17 protein-coding genes and 2 pseudogenes are annotated in these 17,227 nt (G+C 42.3%); 9 read left to right on the top strand and 10 right to left on the bottom strand.

Annotated elements, in window-relative coordinates; all coding sequences use genetic code 11:
- Positions 1 to 119 (top strand): annotated as a pseudogene (locus B9G53_RS23940) (DDE transposase); the annotation flags it as partial.
- A 74-nt stretch (positions 120 to 193) separates the two neighbouring features.
- Here the strand turns inward: B9G53_RS23940 and B9G53_RS23935 are convergent.
- From B9G53_RS23935 to aroF, 5 genes are all read right to left on the bottom strand, one after another.
- On the bottom strand, positions 194 to 1,393 hold the full coding sequence (locus B9G53_RS23935) for a lipid-A-disaccharide synthase-related protein (protein ID WP_094535951.1): 1,200 nt from the start codon (positions 1,391 to 1,393) through the stop codon (positions 194 to 196).
- A gap of 161 nt (positions 1,394 to 1,554) precedes the next feature.
- Positions 1,555 to 2,178 (bottom strand): class I SAM-dependent methyltransferase, encoded by a 624-nt coding sequence (locus B9G53_RS23930; RefSeq protein ID WP_094535950.1) that lies wholly within the window; start codon positions 2,176 to 2,178, stop codon positions 1,555 to 1,557.
- A gap of 117 nt (positions 2,179 to 2,295) precedes the next feature.
- Complete coding sequence (locus tag B9G53_RS23925) at positions 2,296 to 2,619, bottom strand: hypothetical protein (protein ID WP_094535949.1); 324 nt, start codon at positions 2,617 to 2,619, stop codon at positions 2,296 to 2,298.
- Positions 2,620 to 2,835: 216 nt separating this feature from the next.
- Entirely contained in the window at positions 2,836 to 3,252 is a 417-nt protein-coding gene (locus B9G53_RS23920) for a thioesterase family protein (RefSeq protein WP_094535948.1), read from the bottom strand.
- A 39-nt stretch (positions 3,253 to 3,291) separates the two neighbouring features.
- Positions 3,292 to 4,326, bottom strand: a complete 1,035-nt coding sequence (gene aroF, locus B9G53_RS23915) for a 3-deoxy-7-phosphoheptulonate synthase (protein WP_094535947.1) — start codon at positions 4,324 to 4,326, stop codon at positions 3,292 to 3,294.
- 319 nt (positions 4,327 to 4,645) lie between these two features.
- On the opposite strand from aroF, the gene yidD reads away from it, so the two are divergent.
- The 3 genes from yidD to B9G53_RS23900 all read left to right on the top strand — a co-directional run bounded on the left by yidD (position 4,646) and on the right by B9G53_RS23900 (position 8,088).
- Positions 4,646 to 5,347: a membrane protein insertion efficiency factor YidD gene (yidD, locus tag B9G53_RS23910; RefSeq protein ID WP_094535946.1), complete on the top strand. Its 702-nt coding sequence runs from the start codon at positions 4,646 to 4,648 to the stop codon at positions 5,345 to 5,347.
- Between the two features lie 71 nt (positions 5,348 to 5,418).
- Positions 5,419 to 7,170, top strand: coding sequence for a succinate dehydrogenase/fumarate reductase flavoprotein subunit (locus B9G53_RS23905; RefSeq protein ID WP_094535945.1), 1,752 nt, complete (start codon positions 5,419 to 5,421; stop codon positions 7,168 to 7,170).
- A gap of 57 nt (positions 7,171 to 7,227) precedes the next feature.
- Positions 7,228 to 8,088, top strand: a complete 861-nt coding sequence (locus B9G53_RS23900) for a pentapeptide repeat-containing protein (RefSeq protein WP_141211877.1) — start codon at positions 7,228 to 7,230, stop codon at positions 8,086 to 8,088.
- A 38-nt stretch (positions 8,089 to 8,126) separates the two neighbouring features.
- On the opposite strand, the gene B9G53_RS23895 is transcribed toward B9G53_RS23900, so the two are convergent.
- Positions 8,127 to 9,308, bottom strand: coding sequence for a murein hydrolase activator EnvC (locus B9G53_RS23895; protein ID WP_094535943.1), 1,182 nt, complete (start codon positions 9,306 to 9,308; stop codon positions 8,127 to 8,129).
- Positions 9,309 to 9,621: 313 nt separating this feature from the next.
- Between B9G53_RS23895 and B9G53_RS23890 the strand changes: the two genes are divergently transcribed.
- A complete protein-coding gene (locus B9G53_RS23890) occupies positions 9,622 to 9,861 on the top strand; it encodes a hypothetical protein (RefSeq protein ID WP_094535942.1) in 240 nt (79 codons plus the stop codon).
- A 29-nt stretch (positions 9,862 to 9,890) separates the two neighbouring features.
- Here the strand turns inward: B9G53_RS23890 and ppk2 are convergent, their stop codons facing one another.
- From ppk2 to B9G53_RS23870, 4 genes are all read right to left on the bottom strand, one after another.
- Positions 9,891 to 10,718 (bottom strand): polyphosphate kinase 2, encoded by an 828-nt coding sequence (ppk2, locus tag B9G53_RS23885; RefSeq protein ID WP_369683019.1) that lies wholly within the window; start codon positions 10,716 to 10,718, stop codon positions 9,891 to 9,893.
- Between the two features lie 191 nt (positions 10,719 to 10,909).
- Positions 10,910 to 12,256 carry a UDP-glucose/GDP-mannose dehydrogenase family protein gene (locus B9G53_RS23880; protein WP_094535940.1) on the bottom strand — a complete coding sequence of 449 codons (1,347 nt, stop codon included), beginning with the start codon at positions 12,254 to 12,256 and terminating at the stop codon, positions 10,910 to 10,912.
- A gap of 69 nt (positions 12,257 to 12,325) precedes the next feature.
- Entirely contained in the window at positions 12,326 to 13,255 is a 930-nt protein-coding gene (locus B9G53_RS23875) for a UDP-glucuronic acid decarboxylase family protein (protein ID WP_094535939.1), read from the bottom strand.
- A gap of 2 nt (positions 13,256 to 13,257) precedes the next feature.
- Complete coding sequence (locus B9G53_RS23870; RefSeq protein ID WP_094535938.1) at positions 13,258 to 14,763, bottom strand: polysaccharide biosynthesis/export family protein; 1,506 nt, start codon at positions 14,761 to 14,763, stop codon at positions 13,258 to 13,260.
- Positions 14,764 to 14,924: 161 nt separating this feature from the next.
- On the opposite strand from B9G53_RS23870, the gene B9G53_RS23865 reads away from it, so the two are divergent.
- From B9G53_RS23865 to B9G53_RS23850, 4 genes and pseudogenes are all read left to right on the top strand, one after another.
- On the top strand, positions 14,925 to 15,668 hold the full coding sequence (locus B9G53_RS23865) for an HAD-IA family hydrolase (RefSeq protein WP_094535937.1): 744 nt from the start codon (positions 14,925 to 14,927) through the stop codon (positions 15,666 to 15,668).
- Between the two features lie 10 nt (positions 15,669 to 15,678).
- Positions 15,679 to 16,326: a riboflavin synthase gene (locus B9G53_RS23860; protein ID WP_094535936.1), complete on the top strand. Its 648-nt coding sequence runs from the start codon at positions 15,679 to 15,681 to the stop codon at positions 16,324 to 16,326.
- 147 nt (positions 16,327 to 16,473) lie between these two features.
- Positions 16,474 to 16,923 carry a nucleoside-diphosphate kinase gene (gene ndk / locus B9G53_RS23855; protein WP_094535935.1) on the top strand — a complete coding sequence of 150 codons (450 nt, stop codon included), beginning with the start codon at positions 16,474 to 16,476 and terminating at the stop codon, positions 16,921 to 16,923.
- Between the two features lie 157 nt (positions 16,924 to 17,080).
- Positions 17,081 to 17,227: pseudogene (locus tag B9G53_RS23850) on the top strand (photosystem II q(b) protein); the annotation flags it as partial.

Raw genomic sequence — 17,227 nt, 5'->3', positions numbered from 1 at the left:
GGATGGATCGTTGTAAAAGTCTGGTCAAAAACTTTGACAGAACTTTAGACAATGCTAATGCGAGAATTCATCTTTGCTTTATCAGGCTTATGCTTAAGCGCCTCGCTAAGGCTTCCTAAGATACCAAATGGGTTCTATACGGAAATTTTCTGGGTAACATCCCATATAGGTGAGTTATACAGACAAATGTAGGTTAACAAGACTTTGCTAATATCTGCGCGATCGCATCAGCCAATCTCTCAGAACCACCTTTAGCTCCAACCCGTTCCATTCCATTTTGTTTACAACGTTCCAAATAATCGCGATCGCTGAGAGTTCGTTTCACACATTGAGCCGCTTCCTGCAAAATTTTGGGAGTAGCTGGTTCCTTCCCAATCGTTTGTACTGATAAACCTAACAAACGTTCCTGAGCATTCGCAAAGCGATAGGAAAATTGAGGACCATTTCCCATAATTTGAATTACAGGTTTTCCTAAACCTACCATCTGCTCGACAGCAGTTCCCGCCATGCCGATCGCCAAATCACAATGATGCAGAATATCCGCAAAAGCATCACTAAAACAAAGAACACTGATATTTGTCTTTGGATGGTACATCTTGCCATCAGCATATTGCCAACCAGCTTGAGCAGCTAGTTCAGGTAATTGAGGGGCAACACTTGGGACGATCGCCGCCCGAAATTGCACAGGGTGAGGCGCATATTCTTGAGCAATCTTTTCGCATAATTGCAATTGCAATACAAGATTTTCAGCAGCTTCAGGCAACCGACTTCCTGAGAGTAAAGCGATCGCAGGCACATCAGGACTCAAAGCTAAATCTTTGCCCGACGGTTCCAATACATCCATAATTGGATAACCGACAAAGCTCGTATTCTGATAACCTCTTTTTCTAATTAGTTCCGCACTATAGGCATCACGGGTCAAAATCTGGCGACATCGTGTTGATCGCATCATTAGGGCTTGTAACCAACGCGGAACATACCTATTTTCGTAAAATGCCGATGATGATACTAAAAACATGGCATAGGGCAACCCCGTCAGATAAGCAAATAGCGCAGGCACAACATCACCCGTCGCGAACACAAAATCACAGGTTTTACCACATGCTCGCGCTGCCTTAATTTGTTGCCAAGTCAGATTAATCAATCCAGATTGCAAATCTGCAATCTGTTTCTGCACACTCATATAGGCAAATCCCCCCGACGGCAATATCTTAGTCTGAGTAGCGATCGGCACACCAGCCCGACGATAAGCATTACCTTCACCAACAATCGGCAATGCGATCGTCTCTATCTCAGGATATTTTTGTTTTAAAGCTTTGAGAACTTCACAAGCATTTAGGTCTTCACCGTGACCGTTACTAATGAATAAAACTCGTTTTGGTGTTGAAGTCACGATGTCATAAAGCTAATAACTGATAGCAAAGAATTATCGCATTTTCTTTAACTAATACCAAAGAACAAAATGGCTACGCCATTTTGTTCTTTTAAAACCCTGACTGAGCTTGTTTTTTAATTCACAAGAGTGTCATCACACCTTTGTGAATTGGTATAAGTTTATTTGCGCGATCGCAAAACTTGTAAACTACCACCCGCACAAAGTTGGCAAGACTCAACTTTAAATCCCGATTTACTCAAAAGCTGTGGTAGATCGGTTTTAATTAATTGCCATGCAGTTTCTGTCTCAAATAGCCAGAGGAAAGTCGCAATAGGTAGCCAAAATAAGGGATTAATCGGACGATGAAAATCAATAATGATAAATTGTCCTTCAGGTGTCAAAATCCGATGCACTTCTTGAATGATTTGCTGCAACTGCTCTGCGTCCATCTCATGCATAGCTGTATTCGTGAGTACCAGATCAAACGTGCGATCGCTAAAGGGCATTTTCTCAGCAAAAGATTCTACATACTCTGCTTGTGGCACATTTTGCTTGGCGCGTTTAATGGCGATCGGTGAAGCATCTAAACCCGTCACATTATGGAAATGGTTAACGAGTTCCCTTGTTGCCTGTCCTGCCCCACAACAAAGGTCAAGAACTTTGGCTTCAGGATTAATTGATAAATCTTTCAAAAATAAACGATGAAATCGCTTTTCCCCACCAACACTAATCGCAGCAAGAGCCGACACAGTGTCATAAAACCATTGATAGCGATAGCTCCAGTCACGTAAAATCGTTGTCATTCCGTTAAAGTTAAATTCATATTCTATAGCAATCCTAAAAGGTTTATGAAAGTGCGTCCCGAAGGGGCACACTCTCACAAACCTTTTAGGGTTTAGTATTAACACTTCACGATAGTATCAAGCTTGTTTTCTGTTTAGCATTTCGATCAGTTGCCTTACGCTATCAGCTTGTTTATCAGCAATCGCTGTTTGACGATCAAGAGTATGTTCAATTCTGGTCATCCGATCATTGGACTCCTTAACAAGCTGACTCAATACCTCTCTAGTTTCTCTAGCTTCTTCCGAAATACTGTTGATTTCTGCTTTAATGTTTGGGAATTCAAGATATAGAGATTGGACAAGTTGACCGATATTCTCAATCAAAGTATTGATCCGTTCGGCTTGTTCATCAATCTTGTTAGCAAAACGGTCTAGTCTTTCATCTGTCCATCTTTCAGTCATTTCATTTTCCTCTTTGATGCGATCGCTTTATCCAACCTATCTGTATTAGGACTTACACCAAATAAATCAAGAAATCAAGTTCTTGGCTAGCAGCTCAAGTCCACTAAAGTGGACTACAGAATATTTCTAAGCAACCCGTTTCAACGGGTTTGAGCTTTTAGCCTGCACTTGAAGGGCTACTGCATAAGTCCTATCTATTATGAATAACCTATCACATTAAACCATTAACCATTCCATGAGATTTTGGGATAGATTACATCGCTTTCTAGTACTGGGATCAATACAAACATGTTTAGTTAAAGCATTAGCGATCGCCTTTTTCTCGACACTTTCTAGATTAAAAAATAATTGATATTCAATTTGAAAAGAATCAGGACTTAGTAAAGTTTTTACTAGTGAAACCGCAATTCGATCGCCACAAAACATTGGTTTAAAAAAATCAATACTTGCATGGGTAATCGGAACGGCGATCGCTCCATCTCTAAAAAAAGATTTAAGCTCAAATCCCGATGCTGCTAACGAAGCTTCATAGGCTTCATGGCAAATAGATAATCCATTGGCAAAATAGACTACTCCTGCCGCATCAGTGTCGCGAAAATAAATTGTGCGATCGTAAATAAATGGTTGATTCATAGTTCTCTTAACAAAGAAGGCACTTTGCGCCTTCTTTGTTTATGCTCGTTCCATTACTTCTGCCATACGATTGATTTTAATCATGAGTTTATCGAAATCATCGAAAGTAAGCGACTGAGGCCCATCAGATAAAGCTCGCTTAGGATTAGGATGAACTTCGATCATTAGGGAATCAACACCCGCAGCGATCGCAGCCAAACTCATTGATGGCACATACTCTGACCAACCTGTACCATGACTAGGATCGATCATGATTGGCAGATGGGTTAACTTCCGTAATACAGGAATTGCGGATAAGTCGAGAGTGTTCCTAGTATATTCGCGATCAAAAGTTCTAATTCCGCGTTCGCAAAGAATTACATTGGGATTTCCTTCAGCAAGAATATATTCAGCCGCCATCAGCCAATCATCAATGGTAGCCGCTAATCCACGCTTGAGCAGAATCGGCTTATTCTGTTTTCCCACCTGCTTCAACAATGAGAAGTTCTGCATGTTCCTGGCACCGATTTGCAGGACATCGGCAACTTCGGCAATTTTGTCAATATCGGCAGTATCCATTACTTCTGTAATAATCCCTAAGCCACTTGCTTCTCTCGCCGCAGCCAATAGAGACAAAGCACTCTCACCATGTCCCTGAAAGGCATAGGGAGAAGTCCTTGGCTTATAAGCTCCACCCCGCAAAAACTGCGCCCCTGCTGCTTTCACACGCATGGCAGTTTCCACGATCATTTCTTCATTTTCAACGGAGCATGGGCCCGCAACTGTCACTAAGGGATGATTTTCGCCGATCGCAATATCACCATTAGGCGTAGGTACAATCACCACGCTTGATTCATTTTGGCGATATTCACGACTAGCACGTTTAAAGGGGCGTTCCACGCGCAACACAGTCTCTATCCAAGGGCTTAGTTCTTCGATACGATGGCGATCAAGATCGGCTGTCTCACCCACTAGTCCTAACACAACTTTATGTTTTCCCACAATTTTCTCTGGTGATAATCCCCAACTAGATAGTTCTTCGCAGATCCTCGCAACTTCTTCTGCGGGTGTACCAATCTTGGTTACTACGATCACGGCTAGTCTCCTTTATATAGTTTTCTTTACCTATTTTAACGCGCGTTCAATATAGCCATTTGCGCCGTGATTCGCACGGCGCAAATGGCACAAAATGGTAAGAATCGCTTTGCGATTCTTACCATTTTGCACTTTCGTCGAACTGACGTTATTTTAACGCGAGTTCAATAAATGCTGTTTGCAGCAAACCAGAAATAGGGGATCGGTGATCCTCTATTTCTGGCTTTTAATGGGAAGAAATATTAAGATTTGTAGAGACTAACTTAATGGCTCTTGTATCATAGCCAAGCTAGTTTAATTCATTAAATGATGGCGACAAATGCAGAAAAGAATCCCTGTCACGCTACCAATTACCAATATCATTAACGGGGCAACACGAGGGTTAGCAGTAACTGCCATTAGTGGCTATCAAAAATTTATCTCACCCCATAAAGGATTTTCTTGCGCCCATCGCGTATTGTATGGCTGTGATTCCTGCTCACAATATTTTAAGCGGGTGATTGCTGAGGAGGGAATTATACAGGCGATCGCCAATGCTAAGAGGCGATTTCAAGAATGTCGTGAGGCTAGTGAGATTTTAAAGAGTCGTAGAGCAAAATGTAGAACTAGAAAAAAGTATTATGCAAGTCGTTTGCCCTCAAACACCCTAGCCATTGAGTCAGGTGAACAGGAAACTCCTGATATATCTGAAGATTCTGAAGAAACCAATGAATCAAGCAAACAGAAACTAGGTGGTTCACAATGGAGCCGTAAACGGAGACAGGCTAACAACAACGATAGTGGGGGAGGGAATAATAACTGCGATCGCTGCGATTATGTTGACTGTACTGACTGCGGCTACGGTCTTGATGTAATTCCATCGGATTGCGGAGATGATCATAATTGTAATAATCCATTTGAAGCAATGGATTGTCCTGATTTGAGTTGTCCTGATTTAAATTGTGGCAATGCTGACTGTCTATCGGGTATGGATTGCAGTGGGCTAGATTGTGGTGGTTTGGATTGTGGCGGTTGTGGTTAAACCAAGCAAAGAAAGGTCACGCAAAGCCGTAACCTTTCTTTGCTTGGTTTTATAATGTAATAAAAAAATTTATGATTGAGCATGATGTATTGATTATTGGTGGTGGATTGGCAGGTTCTAGAGCCGCGCTAGCCGTCGCCCAAAATTATCCCCATCTCAGCGTGGGACTCATTTCTAAGGTACATCCGATTCGATCGCATTCTGTCGCTGCACAAGGAGGCATTGCCGCATCGCTAAGAAATGTCGATAATGACGACTGGCTCACCCATGCCTTCGATACCATCAAAGGCTCAGATTATCTTGCCGATCAGAATGCCGTGCAGGTTTTGACCCAATCAGCACCCGAAGTAATTATTGATTTAGAGCATTTAGGAGTTTTATTTTCACGAGCCGAAGATGGACGGATTGCTCAACGTCCCTTTGGTGGGCATACCTACAGTCGTGCTTGCTACGCTGCTGACAAAACAGGTCATGCAATTCTGCATGAATTAGTGATGAATCTCAAGCGATTGGGTGGCACGATTTATCAAGAATGGTATGTCATGCAGTTAATTTATGAAGATGGCACAAATGGGAAAGAAGTAAAAGGCGTTGTTGCTTATAGTTTGGAAACTTCGGAGATTGAAGTATTTCGTGCTAAGGCGGTATTGCTAGCCACAGGTGGCTATGGACGGGTTTTTAATACTACTTCTAATGATTTAGCTTCAACAGGTGATGGCTTGTGCTTGACTGCAAATATTGGCTTACCATTGCAAGATATGGAATTTGTGCAGTTCCACCCTACGGGACTATATCCTGTGGGAGTACTAATTTCCGAAGCAGTTCGTGGGGAAGGAGCTTATTTAATTAATGATTTAGGAGATCGCTTCATGGCAAATTATCCGATCAGCAAGAATCGGATGGAACTCTCACCCCGTGATATTACTTCGCGCAATATTGCCTGTGAAATTATGGAAGGACGTGGCATCAATGGTGGTAACTATGTGCATTTAGATGTGCGTCATTTAGGAAGAGAGAAAATCTTAAGTCGAATTCCCTTTGCCCGTGAAGAGGGTTTGCGTTTAGCAGGTGTGGACTGCATCGATCATCCCTTGCCAGTCCGTCCAACCGCCCATTACTCTATGGGTGGCATTCCCACAAATATTGACTGTCAAGTAATTGGTACGGATAGCAGAGCGATCGCAGGATTTTTTGCCGCAGGTGAATGTGCCTGTGTATCCGTCCATGGCGCAAATCGCCTAGGGGCAAATTCGTTATTAGAGTGCGTGGTCTTTGGCAAACGTGCGGGAGAAAAGCTAGGTGAATATGTCAGCGATCGCACCATGCCCAAGGTTGATCCTCGTCCTTATCTCGTTGAAGCTGAAGCTAAGCTAAAAGGCGTATTATCGAAACAAGGAAATTCGCGCATTGCTGATATTCGCCAACAATTGCAAGACACGATGACTGAGCATTGCGGCATTTTTCGGGATGATCAACGCTTAAAAGATGGCTTACAAAAATTACAAACTATTCGTGATCGCTACGACCATGACTTGCTGGTTGATGATCGCAGTTCTGTATTTAATATGGAACTCATGCAAGCGATCGAATTAAAAAGCTTGCTCACGGTAGGCGAAATCATTATGTCTAGTGCTTTATCACGTCAAGAAAGTCGTGGCGCACATTCCCGTGAAGACTATCCTCAACGGGATGATGCGAATTATCTCAAACATACCCTTGGATATCTGGAAAGTGGTAAGGTAAAGACTAGTGATCGTGCAGTTGATATGAGTTTACAATTGCTTGATCGTGATCGTTTTACCCCCCAAGAACGAAAATATTAATGTTTACAACCTATTTTGTAAACGTAAAACTGTACTAACTGTACGAGTAAAGTAACTGTGGCGAAAGAAGAATTTATAAAACTGCTTCATCAAGGCGTAGATGTCTGGAACAAGTGGAGAGAATCCGCTCCTGATATGCGTGGCGTTGATCTTAGTGAAATTCAGTTAGAGGGACTCAACCTGACAGGGATTGACCTGAGCATGGTTAACTTGCGTGGGGCAAAATTGCATGACGTAAATCTATCATCGGCAAACTTGCGCGGTGCAGACTTAAGTATGGCAAATCTAAGAGGTATCGAGCTAAAACAGGCTAATCTCAGTGCAGCCCATCTGAGTATGGTTTGTTTGAGTGAAGCTAATCTTAGTCAAGCCAATTTAAGTGGAGCCGATCTGCGCGGCTCCAATCTGCGTTTAGCTAAACTTGATCTTGCTGACTTATCAACCACTAAGCTCAATATGTCTAGCTTAAATGGAGCGAGCATGGTTGGCGCAATTCTCATTGGTTCAAATTTAAGCCGAGCTGAGTTAAGGGAAGCAAATCTTGCAGGCACTGATTTTAGTCGCGCTAATTTGAGCGAAGCCGATCTCTCCCATAGCAATCTTAATGTTTCGACATTGGTCGGGACAGATCTGATCGGTGCAACTCTAGTGGATATTGATCTAAGTGAGTCCAATCTATCTAGAGCAAATTTAATTGGTGCAAATCTGTATCGAGCTAATCTCTGTGGATGCGATCTCATAGGAGCCGATCTACGCGGGACAAATTGTAGCGAAGCCTATTTTATTGGAGCCGATTTAAGTCGCGCCGATCTCAATCGAGCTGAGTTCACCAGTGCTAATCTCAGTAAAGCTAATTTTAGTGGTGCAAATACCGAAACTACAGACTTTCAAGATGCAATTTTGCCAGATGTTTGGTAAAAAAAGACGGCGCTACGCGCCGTCTTTTTTTTAGTTTTTTATAAATATGCTGCGGGATCAATAGGCTCACCGTTAGCTCGCAACTCAAAGTGCAAGTGTGGACCTGTTGAAAATCCTGTCGAACCAACAGCAGCGATCGGTTGCCCTTTAACGACAGCATCGCCATCCTTAACATATAAGTCACTACAGTGAGCGTACAGCGTAGTCATGCCATTGCCATGATCAATAATCACAGCATTACCATAGCCCCCATACCAGTCCGCATAAATCACCCGACCTTGCTCACTGGCATAGATAAGACTGCCATAATCAGCACCAAAATCGATACCTGAGTGAAAACGCTCAGTACCCAAAATTGGATGTGTGCGCCAGCCAAAGTTGCTAGTTACTGGTCCAATCGTGGGATACATTAGTTGTCCAGTTCCAGGTGGGAGAATTAGTCCATCATAGGGCTGGACTTTTGCCAAAATAATTTGCGACAAACGACGTGAATCTTCCGCAAGACGATCTTCGGCTTGAGATAAGGCTTGATTATCGCTCTTAAGTCGTTCGATCGTATTTTGTTGAGCAACCACCTCAGCTTCAATATTGGCTTTTTGGTATTTCAACTTTTGGGTTAACAGCTCAACCTCATTTCTTTGAGCAGTGATTTGATTACGCTGCTTTTCAACCAGATTAGATCTTTGGGTCAAATCTGCAAGTAGCTTACGATCCCTAGCGTAAATACGCTCAATTTGACGACGACGATCGGCGAATTGATTGAGATCTTGACTGCTGAGCAGTGTTACCCACCAACGCTGTAGTTGTTGCCGTTGCAAATAGCGCAATCGCGCCGTAGTCGCATCCCTCCTTTTATTGAGGTCATACTCTAGTTCTTGCAGTTTAGTGCTGAGCTTTTGGAGTTGTTCTCTTGCCTGACGAATTTTTTTCTCGTTGTCTTTAATTTGAGTATCAGTAACCCGCACATTTTTTCTTAAAGCATCGAGTCGAGACTGGGCAGGTTTGGTGAGCGCGTTAATTTGTTCTTGTTGCTTCTGGATGATTTGACGCTGTTGATCGACAAAATTTTGATAGTTTTTTAGTTCCTCTACGGACTGGGCTTGTGCTGGTGCAATCCTTCCTAAAATTAAGCAATAGATGATTGCGATCGCCACAATCATCATGCCCAAGTATATCCACCAAGGCTTGCTAGTTATTTGCCAGTAATGGCGATCGCGCATTCAGTCCACCAGAAATTCACAAACTAGGGCAAGATTTTAACCGTATTTTGCCACTAATAAAACCCTATTTCGATCAAAAACACTTTACATCCTTGCTACAAACTAAAAACAGAGAGGCGGCGCAAAGCGTCGCCTCTCTGTTTTTAGTTAAAGCTTTAACTTTTAATAATATTTCTGTATCTTTTAATACTAAAATTTGCATATATAATAGCTTCGTGACATACTTTGTTTGTTACCCATAAAACTTGCAGTATAAAAAATTGCTTTAAAAGTTGATAGATAAAGTTACTCGATAAATTTCAGAAAGAAAGCTATGAAAACCACCACACGTCAACGTACAGTCCAAACAACTAAGAATATTCGGCAAAACTCTGCTCCTCAGTGCCTTAATCCTATGCCTTCTACTTGGGTAGCTTTGCTAGAACCACCCACTCCTAGTTGTTACGATGAAGCCTTGTTGATGTGTCAATATCCTGATGGTCACTGGGCAGCATGGATACCTGATTTTGGGGAAATTAAATTACATTCAGGTCAATTTTGTCGGATGTCATAATAAAAAAGCGGTGCTTCGCACCGCTTTTTTTATTTTAAATGGGCTGTTACATCGGGAATAAATTTCTGTAAATGCATTGGGGGACGGACATAGACCATTTTATTTTGTAAAGGAGGTAAGTCAAAAGGCTTGGGCAGAACGTCCTCATAGGGGATTTTGGCTAATAAATGATTAACACAGTTGAGACGCGCCCTACGCTTATCATCGCCATCAATCACATACCAAGGAGATAGCTCGGTATCGGTGGCATTAAACATGTCATCCTTCGCTTTAGAATATTCCACCCATCTTGTCCTCGCTTCTAAATCCATGGGACTGAACTTCCAACGCTTGCGGGGATCTTTAATCCGATCTTGAAAGCGGTTTTCCTGTTCAGTATCATTCACCGAAAACCAATATTTAATCAAAATAATTCCCGATCGCTGAAGCATATTTTCAAATTCAGGGCATGAACGCAGAAACTCCACGTACTCCTCATGGGTACAATAGCCCATCACATGTTCGACCCCTGCACGGTTGTACCAACTGCGATCAAATAGCACAATCTCACCTGCCGCAGGTAATTTGGCTGCGTAGCGCTGAAAATACCACTGAGTGCGCTCTTGATCTGAAGGTTTACCCAGCGCAACAATTCGGCAAATACGCGGATTTAGAGATTGAGTAATACTTTTGATTGCACCACCCTTGCCAGCAGCATCTCTTCCTTCAAACACAACGACTACTTTCAGCCCTTGATGTTTGACCCATTCTTGCAGTTTAACAAGTTCAACTTGTATGTGCTTTAGTTCCTTTTCATAACTTTTCTTCGACAGTCTGGGCAAGTCAGTTGATTTAGCATTCAAGTCATCCTCAGTCATATCTTCCGAGCGATCGCCTAAAATTGAATCAACTAAAGTCTCTTCGATTTTAATTTTCGATTTTTTGGACTTACCGCCTTTATCTTTTTTAGATTTAGACATAGCTTGATCTCCTGACTAAAGAATATAAACATCAAAGGCTTTTATGCTCTTTCTAAGGTACGCTTTCACGCACCCTAGAAAGGAAAAGATTATCTCCCAATACCAATATAATGATATCCCAACGCTTTTAGTTCCTTGCCATCAAGGAAGTTACGGGCATCGATAATGACGGGATGAGCCATCAGTGTCAACATCTTGGTATAGTCGATCGCTAAAAATTCCTGCCAATCTGTCACTAAAACCACCGCATCGCAACCATCCGCTAAGCGCTCTAGATCAGTTTCCACAATCACATTAGAGAAACCTTGACGCAATCCCGATTGAGAAACTAGAGGATCATAGGCTTTAACTCTGGCTCCCAAACGACTCAGTTGATCAATCAAGGTTAATGCAGGTGCATCACGCATATCATCAGTATCAGGCTTAAAAGTCATGCCTAACAAACCAATGGTTTTACCCTTCAGGATTTTTAGAGCTTGCTGCAACTTCTCCACGACTAAAGTCCGCTGCAATTCATTCACCCGTACACAGGCTTTTAAAATCTCTGTGGAATATCCATAGTCCTCCGCAGTATAAATTAGAGCCGAAACATCTTTACCAAAGCAGGAGCCGCCCCAGCCGATACCCGCTTGCAAGAATTTTGAGCCAATGCGCGAATCTAATCCAATTCCCTTAGCAACTTCCTTTACATCTGCACCGACGCGATCGCAGATATTCGCAATCTCATTGACAAAACTGATCTTAGTGGCGAGAAATGCGTTTGCTGCATACTTAATCATCTCAGCCGAGTTTAAATCCGTAACTACCACAGGTACTGGTGGTTGAGTTTTGTCTTCAGCAAACGAACGATCAATAATTGGTTTATAAAGCTCTTGCATCAATTTCAGAGCGCGATCGCTGCCACTACCAACCACAATGCGATCGGGATTGAAGGTATCAAAAACTGCGACACCCTCACGGAGAAATTCAGGGTTACTCACCACATCAAACTGAATCTGATCGATATTGCTCTTGCCCGACATTCCATCCATTACGATCATCCGTACCCAGTCACCAGAACCGATCGGCACGGTGGACTTATTCACGATTACGCGATATCCTTCCGTGAGACTTTCGCCAATGCTGCGGGCAACGGCTTCCACATAGCGCATATCACTACGTCCATCAGCCAGAGATGGTGTACCCACAGCAATAAATAAAATCTCACCATGCTGGACACCCGCCGCAATATCCGTTGTAAATTCGATTTTTCCTTGACGAATTGACTCAGCGATCACTTCAGGCAATCCAGGCTCATGGATTGGTGATTGTCCAGACTTCATCAGCTTGACTTTTTCTTCGTTATTGTCGACACAAATCACGTCATGACCAATATAGGCAAGGCAAGCGCCTGTGACTAAACCCACATAACCAGTTCCAATTACACAAACACGCATACTCTAAATTACCCATCTAAAAAATTGTTATCTATATATCGTAAATAGGTGGCGAAAAGCGCCACTTATTTACGATATATGTTCGCGGAAATAGGCGATCGTTTTCGATAGTCCCTCTTTTAAAGGAACTTTTGGCTCCCAATCTAAATGGAACTTTGCTTGAGAGATGTCGGGCTGACGACGTTGTGGATCATCTTGAGGTAGAGGCTTAAATATCAGTTCAACCGTTGGATCAATCATGTACTGAATAGTTTGAGCTAATTGCAGGATTGTATATTCCCCAGGATTGCCTAAATTAACTGGTCCTATATAACTTCCATTCATCAGACGCATCAATCCTTCTACAAGATCAGACACATAGCAAAAGCTGCGGGTTTGCGATCCATCGCCATAGATTGTTAGTGGAATCCCTTTGAGCGCTTGAACCACAAAATTACTAACTACACGCCCATCATTTTCCAGCATTCGCTCTCCGTGAGTGTTGAAAATCCGCGCAACGCGCACCTCAAGATTAAATTGGCGATGGTAATCAAAAGTTATGGTCTCAGCAACGCGCTTACCTTCGTCGTAGCAGCTACGAATACCTGTACAGTTGACGTTACCCCAATAGCTTTCGACCTGTGGATGAATTAGAGGATCACCATAAACTTCTGAAGTTGAGGCCAGCAAAATTCGTGCTTTTGATTTCCTTGCCAATTCCAACATATTTAGGGTTCCTAAAAAGTTGGTTTTAGCAGTTTTAATGGGATCGGATTGATAATGCACAGGTGAAGCTGGACAAGCAAGGTGATAGATTTGATCAATATTATCAATCTCTATCGAATTAACAACATCATGCTCAATGAATTGAAAATTAGGACTTTCGCTCCATTGAGCATTATTAGATTTTCGCCCTGTGTAAAGATTATCAATACAGATAACCTCATGACCAGATTCCATCAAGCGATCGACTAGGTGCGATCCTATGAAACCTGCACCACCAGTAACTACAATTTTCATGTTTATCTTCTAAAGAGGTTATCAATTAATGAGAAAGGAGTAACAATGTTGCCGAGGAACCTAGTAGCTGAATTGAGAATACTTGCTCCAAATGATGGACGTACAACAATTACATCGCGATCACGAAGTCCTGGATTAGATTCTTCACTCAATGGAAGATTCAAGTCAGCAACTAGATTCCGTCGCATAATCGAACCATCAGGATTAACCCGATAAAGCTCAACGGCTCGCCAATCAGCATCATTTGTCAGTCCCCCCGCAAAGGAAATAGCTTCGGTAAACGAACTATTGGGTCTCAGTTGTAATGGTCCTGGTCGAACTGCTTCTCCAACTACTTGTACAGTAATGGATGTAGGCGAAAAAGTTGCTTTAGCAACTTGTAGATACTCTGTGGGATTTGTTTTCTCAAGGCGAGGTACGGTAATTAAATCACCATCTGTTAGAGTGATATCTTGACTGAGATCAGCCTTGGTAATCAGATCCAGCAAATTCGCTTTAACAATCGTGCGTTGCCCTTTATCATTCAAACGGGAAATCTGGACATTGCGAATATCGGCAATTTCAGTGACTCCATTTGCCGCTTGTAAGGCTCGACTGAGGGTAACTGGCCCTCCGCCTGATGCAGTGCCAGCCGCAGTGGTTGCGCCTGTAAGCCCTGTGGGAGTAACACCAGTTCTAGAGTAAACCAGAGTTTGTGGTCCAACTCGATTAACTTCTCCAACGATCGCTACTTGAATAGTAAAGGTATCAGGTGAAAAAGTCGAATTACCGACGATTCGAGTCTGGGATGCACTGGCTTGAGAAAGTGGTGGTACTAGAATGGAATCCCCATCAAGAATCCGAATATCTTGGCTAATATCACCTTTCTCTAGTAAGTCTTGGAGATTCACCTTAATGATGCGGCGACCGAGAGTCCCGTCACGGCGTGAAATTTGAATATTACTAATATCTGCTCTTGAGGTAATTCCTGAAGCTGATTCCAATGCTCTGGTTAAGGTAGCCGCATTACTTCCTACACCCGCAGTTCCTACATAGGTCAAGAAACGGGGACCGGGACGGTTTACTTCGCCCACGATCGCAATATTTAGGGGACGGGGAGAAATCAAGGATATGTTGACAATATTACGCACTAGAAAAGGGTTTAGTTTCTCGCGCAGTAAAGCGTTGGCTTCATCTAGTCCTAGTCCTTCTAACTTGACTGCCCCAATTAAGGAGACATTAATCGTTCCATCAGGAGCGATCGTTTGAGTTCCCGATAATTCTGGCACATTAAAAACTTCGATCTTGATATTGTCTCCTGCGCCTAGAGTGTAGCGAAATGTGTCTTGAGATTCACTAACACTTAAAGTCTGTTTACCATCATTAAGATTAACTAATGGTTTGAGATTAGAATTTGACGACTCTGAGGCAGATGGCTTTTCAATTGTAGTATTCTGCGCCCAAGCGGGTAAAGGAGTATAAGCAATCAATGTCAATAAAATTAATTTGCCAAGTTGAGATATATGCATAAAAGTACTCCTTAATCCAACCATCTCATCATTAGAAACTGAACATCTGTCATAATAATAAAGGTAGTTTTAATACAATAATAGCGGCAGTTTTTACAAGATTTGGCAGTCATTGTATCAGTATGATTAATAGTTTATCTCAGTAATTTCCCCGAAACATAATGCGATCGCCTCAGGTTATTTTTGTAGATGCAGTTGGTACTCTGTTTGGAGTGAAAGGTAGCGTTGGTGAACAATATGCCAAAATTGCCGCAGATTTTAATGTTAGCCTTGATCCTCAGTTAATTAACCGTGCTTTTTATCAAGCTTTTCAAACAGCACCGAAAATCGCTTTTCCAGATTTGCCCCAATCTGACATCCCGATCGCTGAGTATCAGTGGTGGCGATCACTTGCCGAACAGACTTTTAGCCAAACAGGTGATTTAACAAAATTTTTAGATTTTGAAGCTTTTTTTAAAAGTCTATATGCCTACTTTGCTACGTCTGAGCCTTGGTTTATTTACGAAGATACTTGTCTAGCCTTGGATATATGGAAACAACAGGGTATTACTTTGGGTGTCTTATCAAATTTTGATAGTCGGATCTATTCGGTTATGAAAGCTTTGAGACTAGAAGATTACTTCACTTCGATCACGATATCTACCGAGATTGGTGCTGCTAAGCCTGATTCCTTAATATTTGAAGCGTCTCTAACTAAACATCAAATTGAGCGATCGCCTGATTTGGCTTGGCATATTGGCGATAGCTTTGGCGAAGATTATACGGGGGCTAGTGCTGCGGGAATTACAGCCTTCTGGCTAAATCGCGATCGCCAACCTACGACTAATCCAGCGAAACAAGCTGCACGTACCATTGATAAGTTAACTTCTCTCATAACAGATAGCGCTTTGCGCTCCCTGTCATAAGCTAAAATCTATGTTTACAGGACTCATTCAAACTATCGGTCTTATTGAGCAGCGCGATCTTGATCGCCTTGTGATTCATTGTCCTGATCTAGTTGCCAAAATTGCGATCGGCGATAGTGTTGCTGTGAATGGAGTCTGTCTTACTGCAACCCAAGTTTCTGATACTAATTTTGTAGCTGATGTTTCACCTGAAACTTTGGGAAGAACTAATTTAGGTGATCGGAAATTAAAGTATGTCAATTTAGAAATGGCTCTAGCTGTAGGCGATCGCATTGGTGGACATTTTGTCTCAGGGCATATCGATGGCATGGGCAAATTAAGCGATCGCTCCCTAGTTGGTAATTCATGGGAGCTAAGTTTTGAAGCTATTCCCGAAGTGGCTCGTTATATCGTATTTAAAGGTAGCATTACGATTAATGGGATTAGTCTGACGGTGTCCTATTGCAACGACTCAGGTACAAATTTTCGAGTTGCTGTCATCCCTCACACCTATGACAACACTACTTTGAAATATCTAGATATAGGGAGTTCAGTGCATCTAGAAGGTGATCTGCTGGGTAAATATGTGGAAAAATTTCTTAAGTCAATTCATATTGCTCCAAGTAATCTAGCGGTTCCTGTAATAACCCCAGAATTTCTCACGGAACATGGTTGGTGATTTACCAACCATGTTTTTAGTACCGCGGCAAAGCCGCTCCACTAAAAAATGGTTCTTTATTTCATTTGCGTTCCTTAAATGAAATAATGCTTTCTGTAAACTTCTTTACAATTGCTTAATACTCTTAGGAATATTTTTACAGAGATCATGGAACGTACTTTTTTGGCAGTCAAGCCCGATGGCGTACAGCGTCACCTAATCGGAGAAATTATCCGTCGTTATGAAACCAAAGGCTTTAAACTCGTCGGACTGAAATTATTACAACCAACCCGCGAACTAGCCGAAAGCCACTATGCAGTCCATAAAGAAAGACCATTCTTTGCTGGTCTAGTTGACTTTATTACCTCGGGGCCAGTAGTCGCCATGGTATGGGAAGGCGACGGTGTAGTTGCTTCAGCACGTAAGATTATTGGTGCAACTAACCCTCTTACTGCGGAACCCGGTACAATTCGTGGAGACTTCGGCGTAAATATTGGACGTAATATCATTCACGGTTCTGATGCGATCGAAACAGCACAAACAGAGATTGCCCTTTGGTTTAAGCCTGAAGAATTAGTCGAGTGGCAACCAAATTTAACCGCTTGGGTTTACGAGTAAATAAAAAAGGGAGGCGATTAGCGCCTCCCTTTTTTATTTTGGATCGGTAATCTCGACTCCATCAAAAGAATTATTGACAAATCTTAACAATTTGATATAGTAGTTTACATAAGCAAGTAATGCTTATAAAAACAGAGTTAACCCAAAAATTACAAAAATGACAACAGCAGTACAAAGACGCGAAAGCGCATCACTGTGGGATCAGTTTTGCAATTGGATCACCAGCACCGAAAACCGCCTCTATGTAGGTTGGTTCGGCGTAATCATGATCCCTTGCTTACTCGCAGCGACCATTTGCTTCATC

Origin of the sequence: Pseudanabaena sp. SR411 (assembly GCF_002251945.1) — a bacterium.
Lineage (GTDB): Bacteria > Cyanobacteriota > Cyanobacteriia > Pseudanabaenales > Pseudanabaenaceae > Pseudanabaena.
Note: the sequence above shows the minus strand (reverse complement) of the source record. Positions and strands in the feature narration are given on the sequence as shown.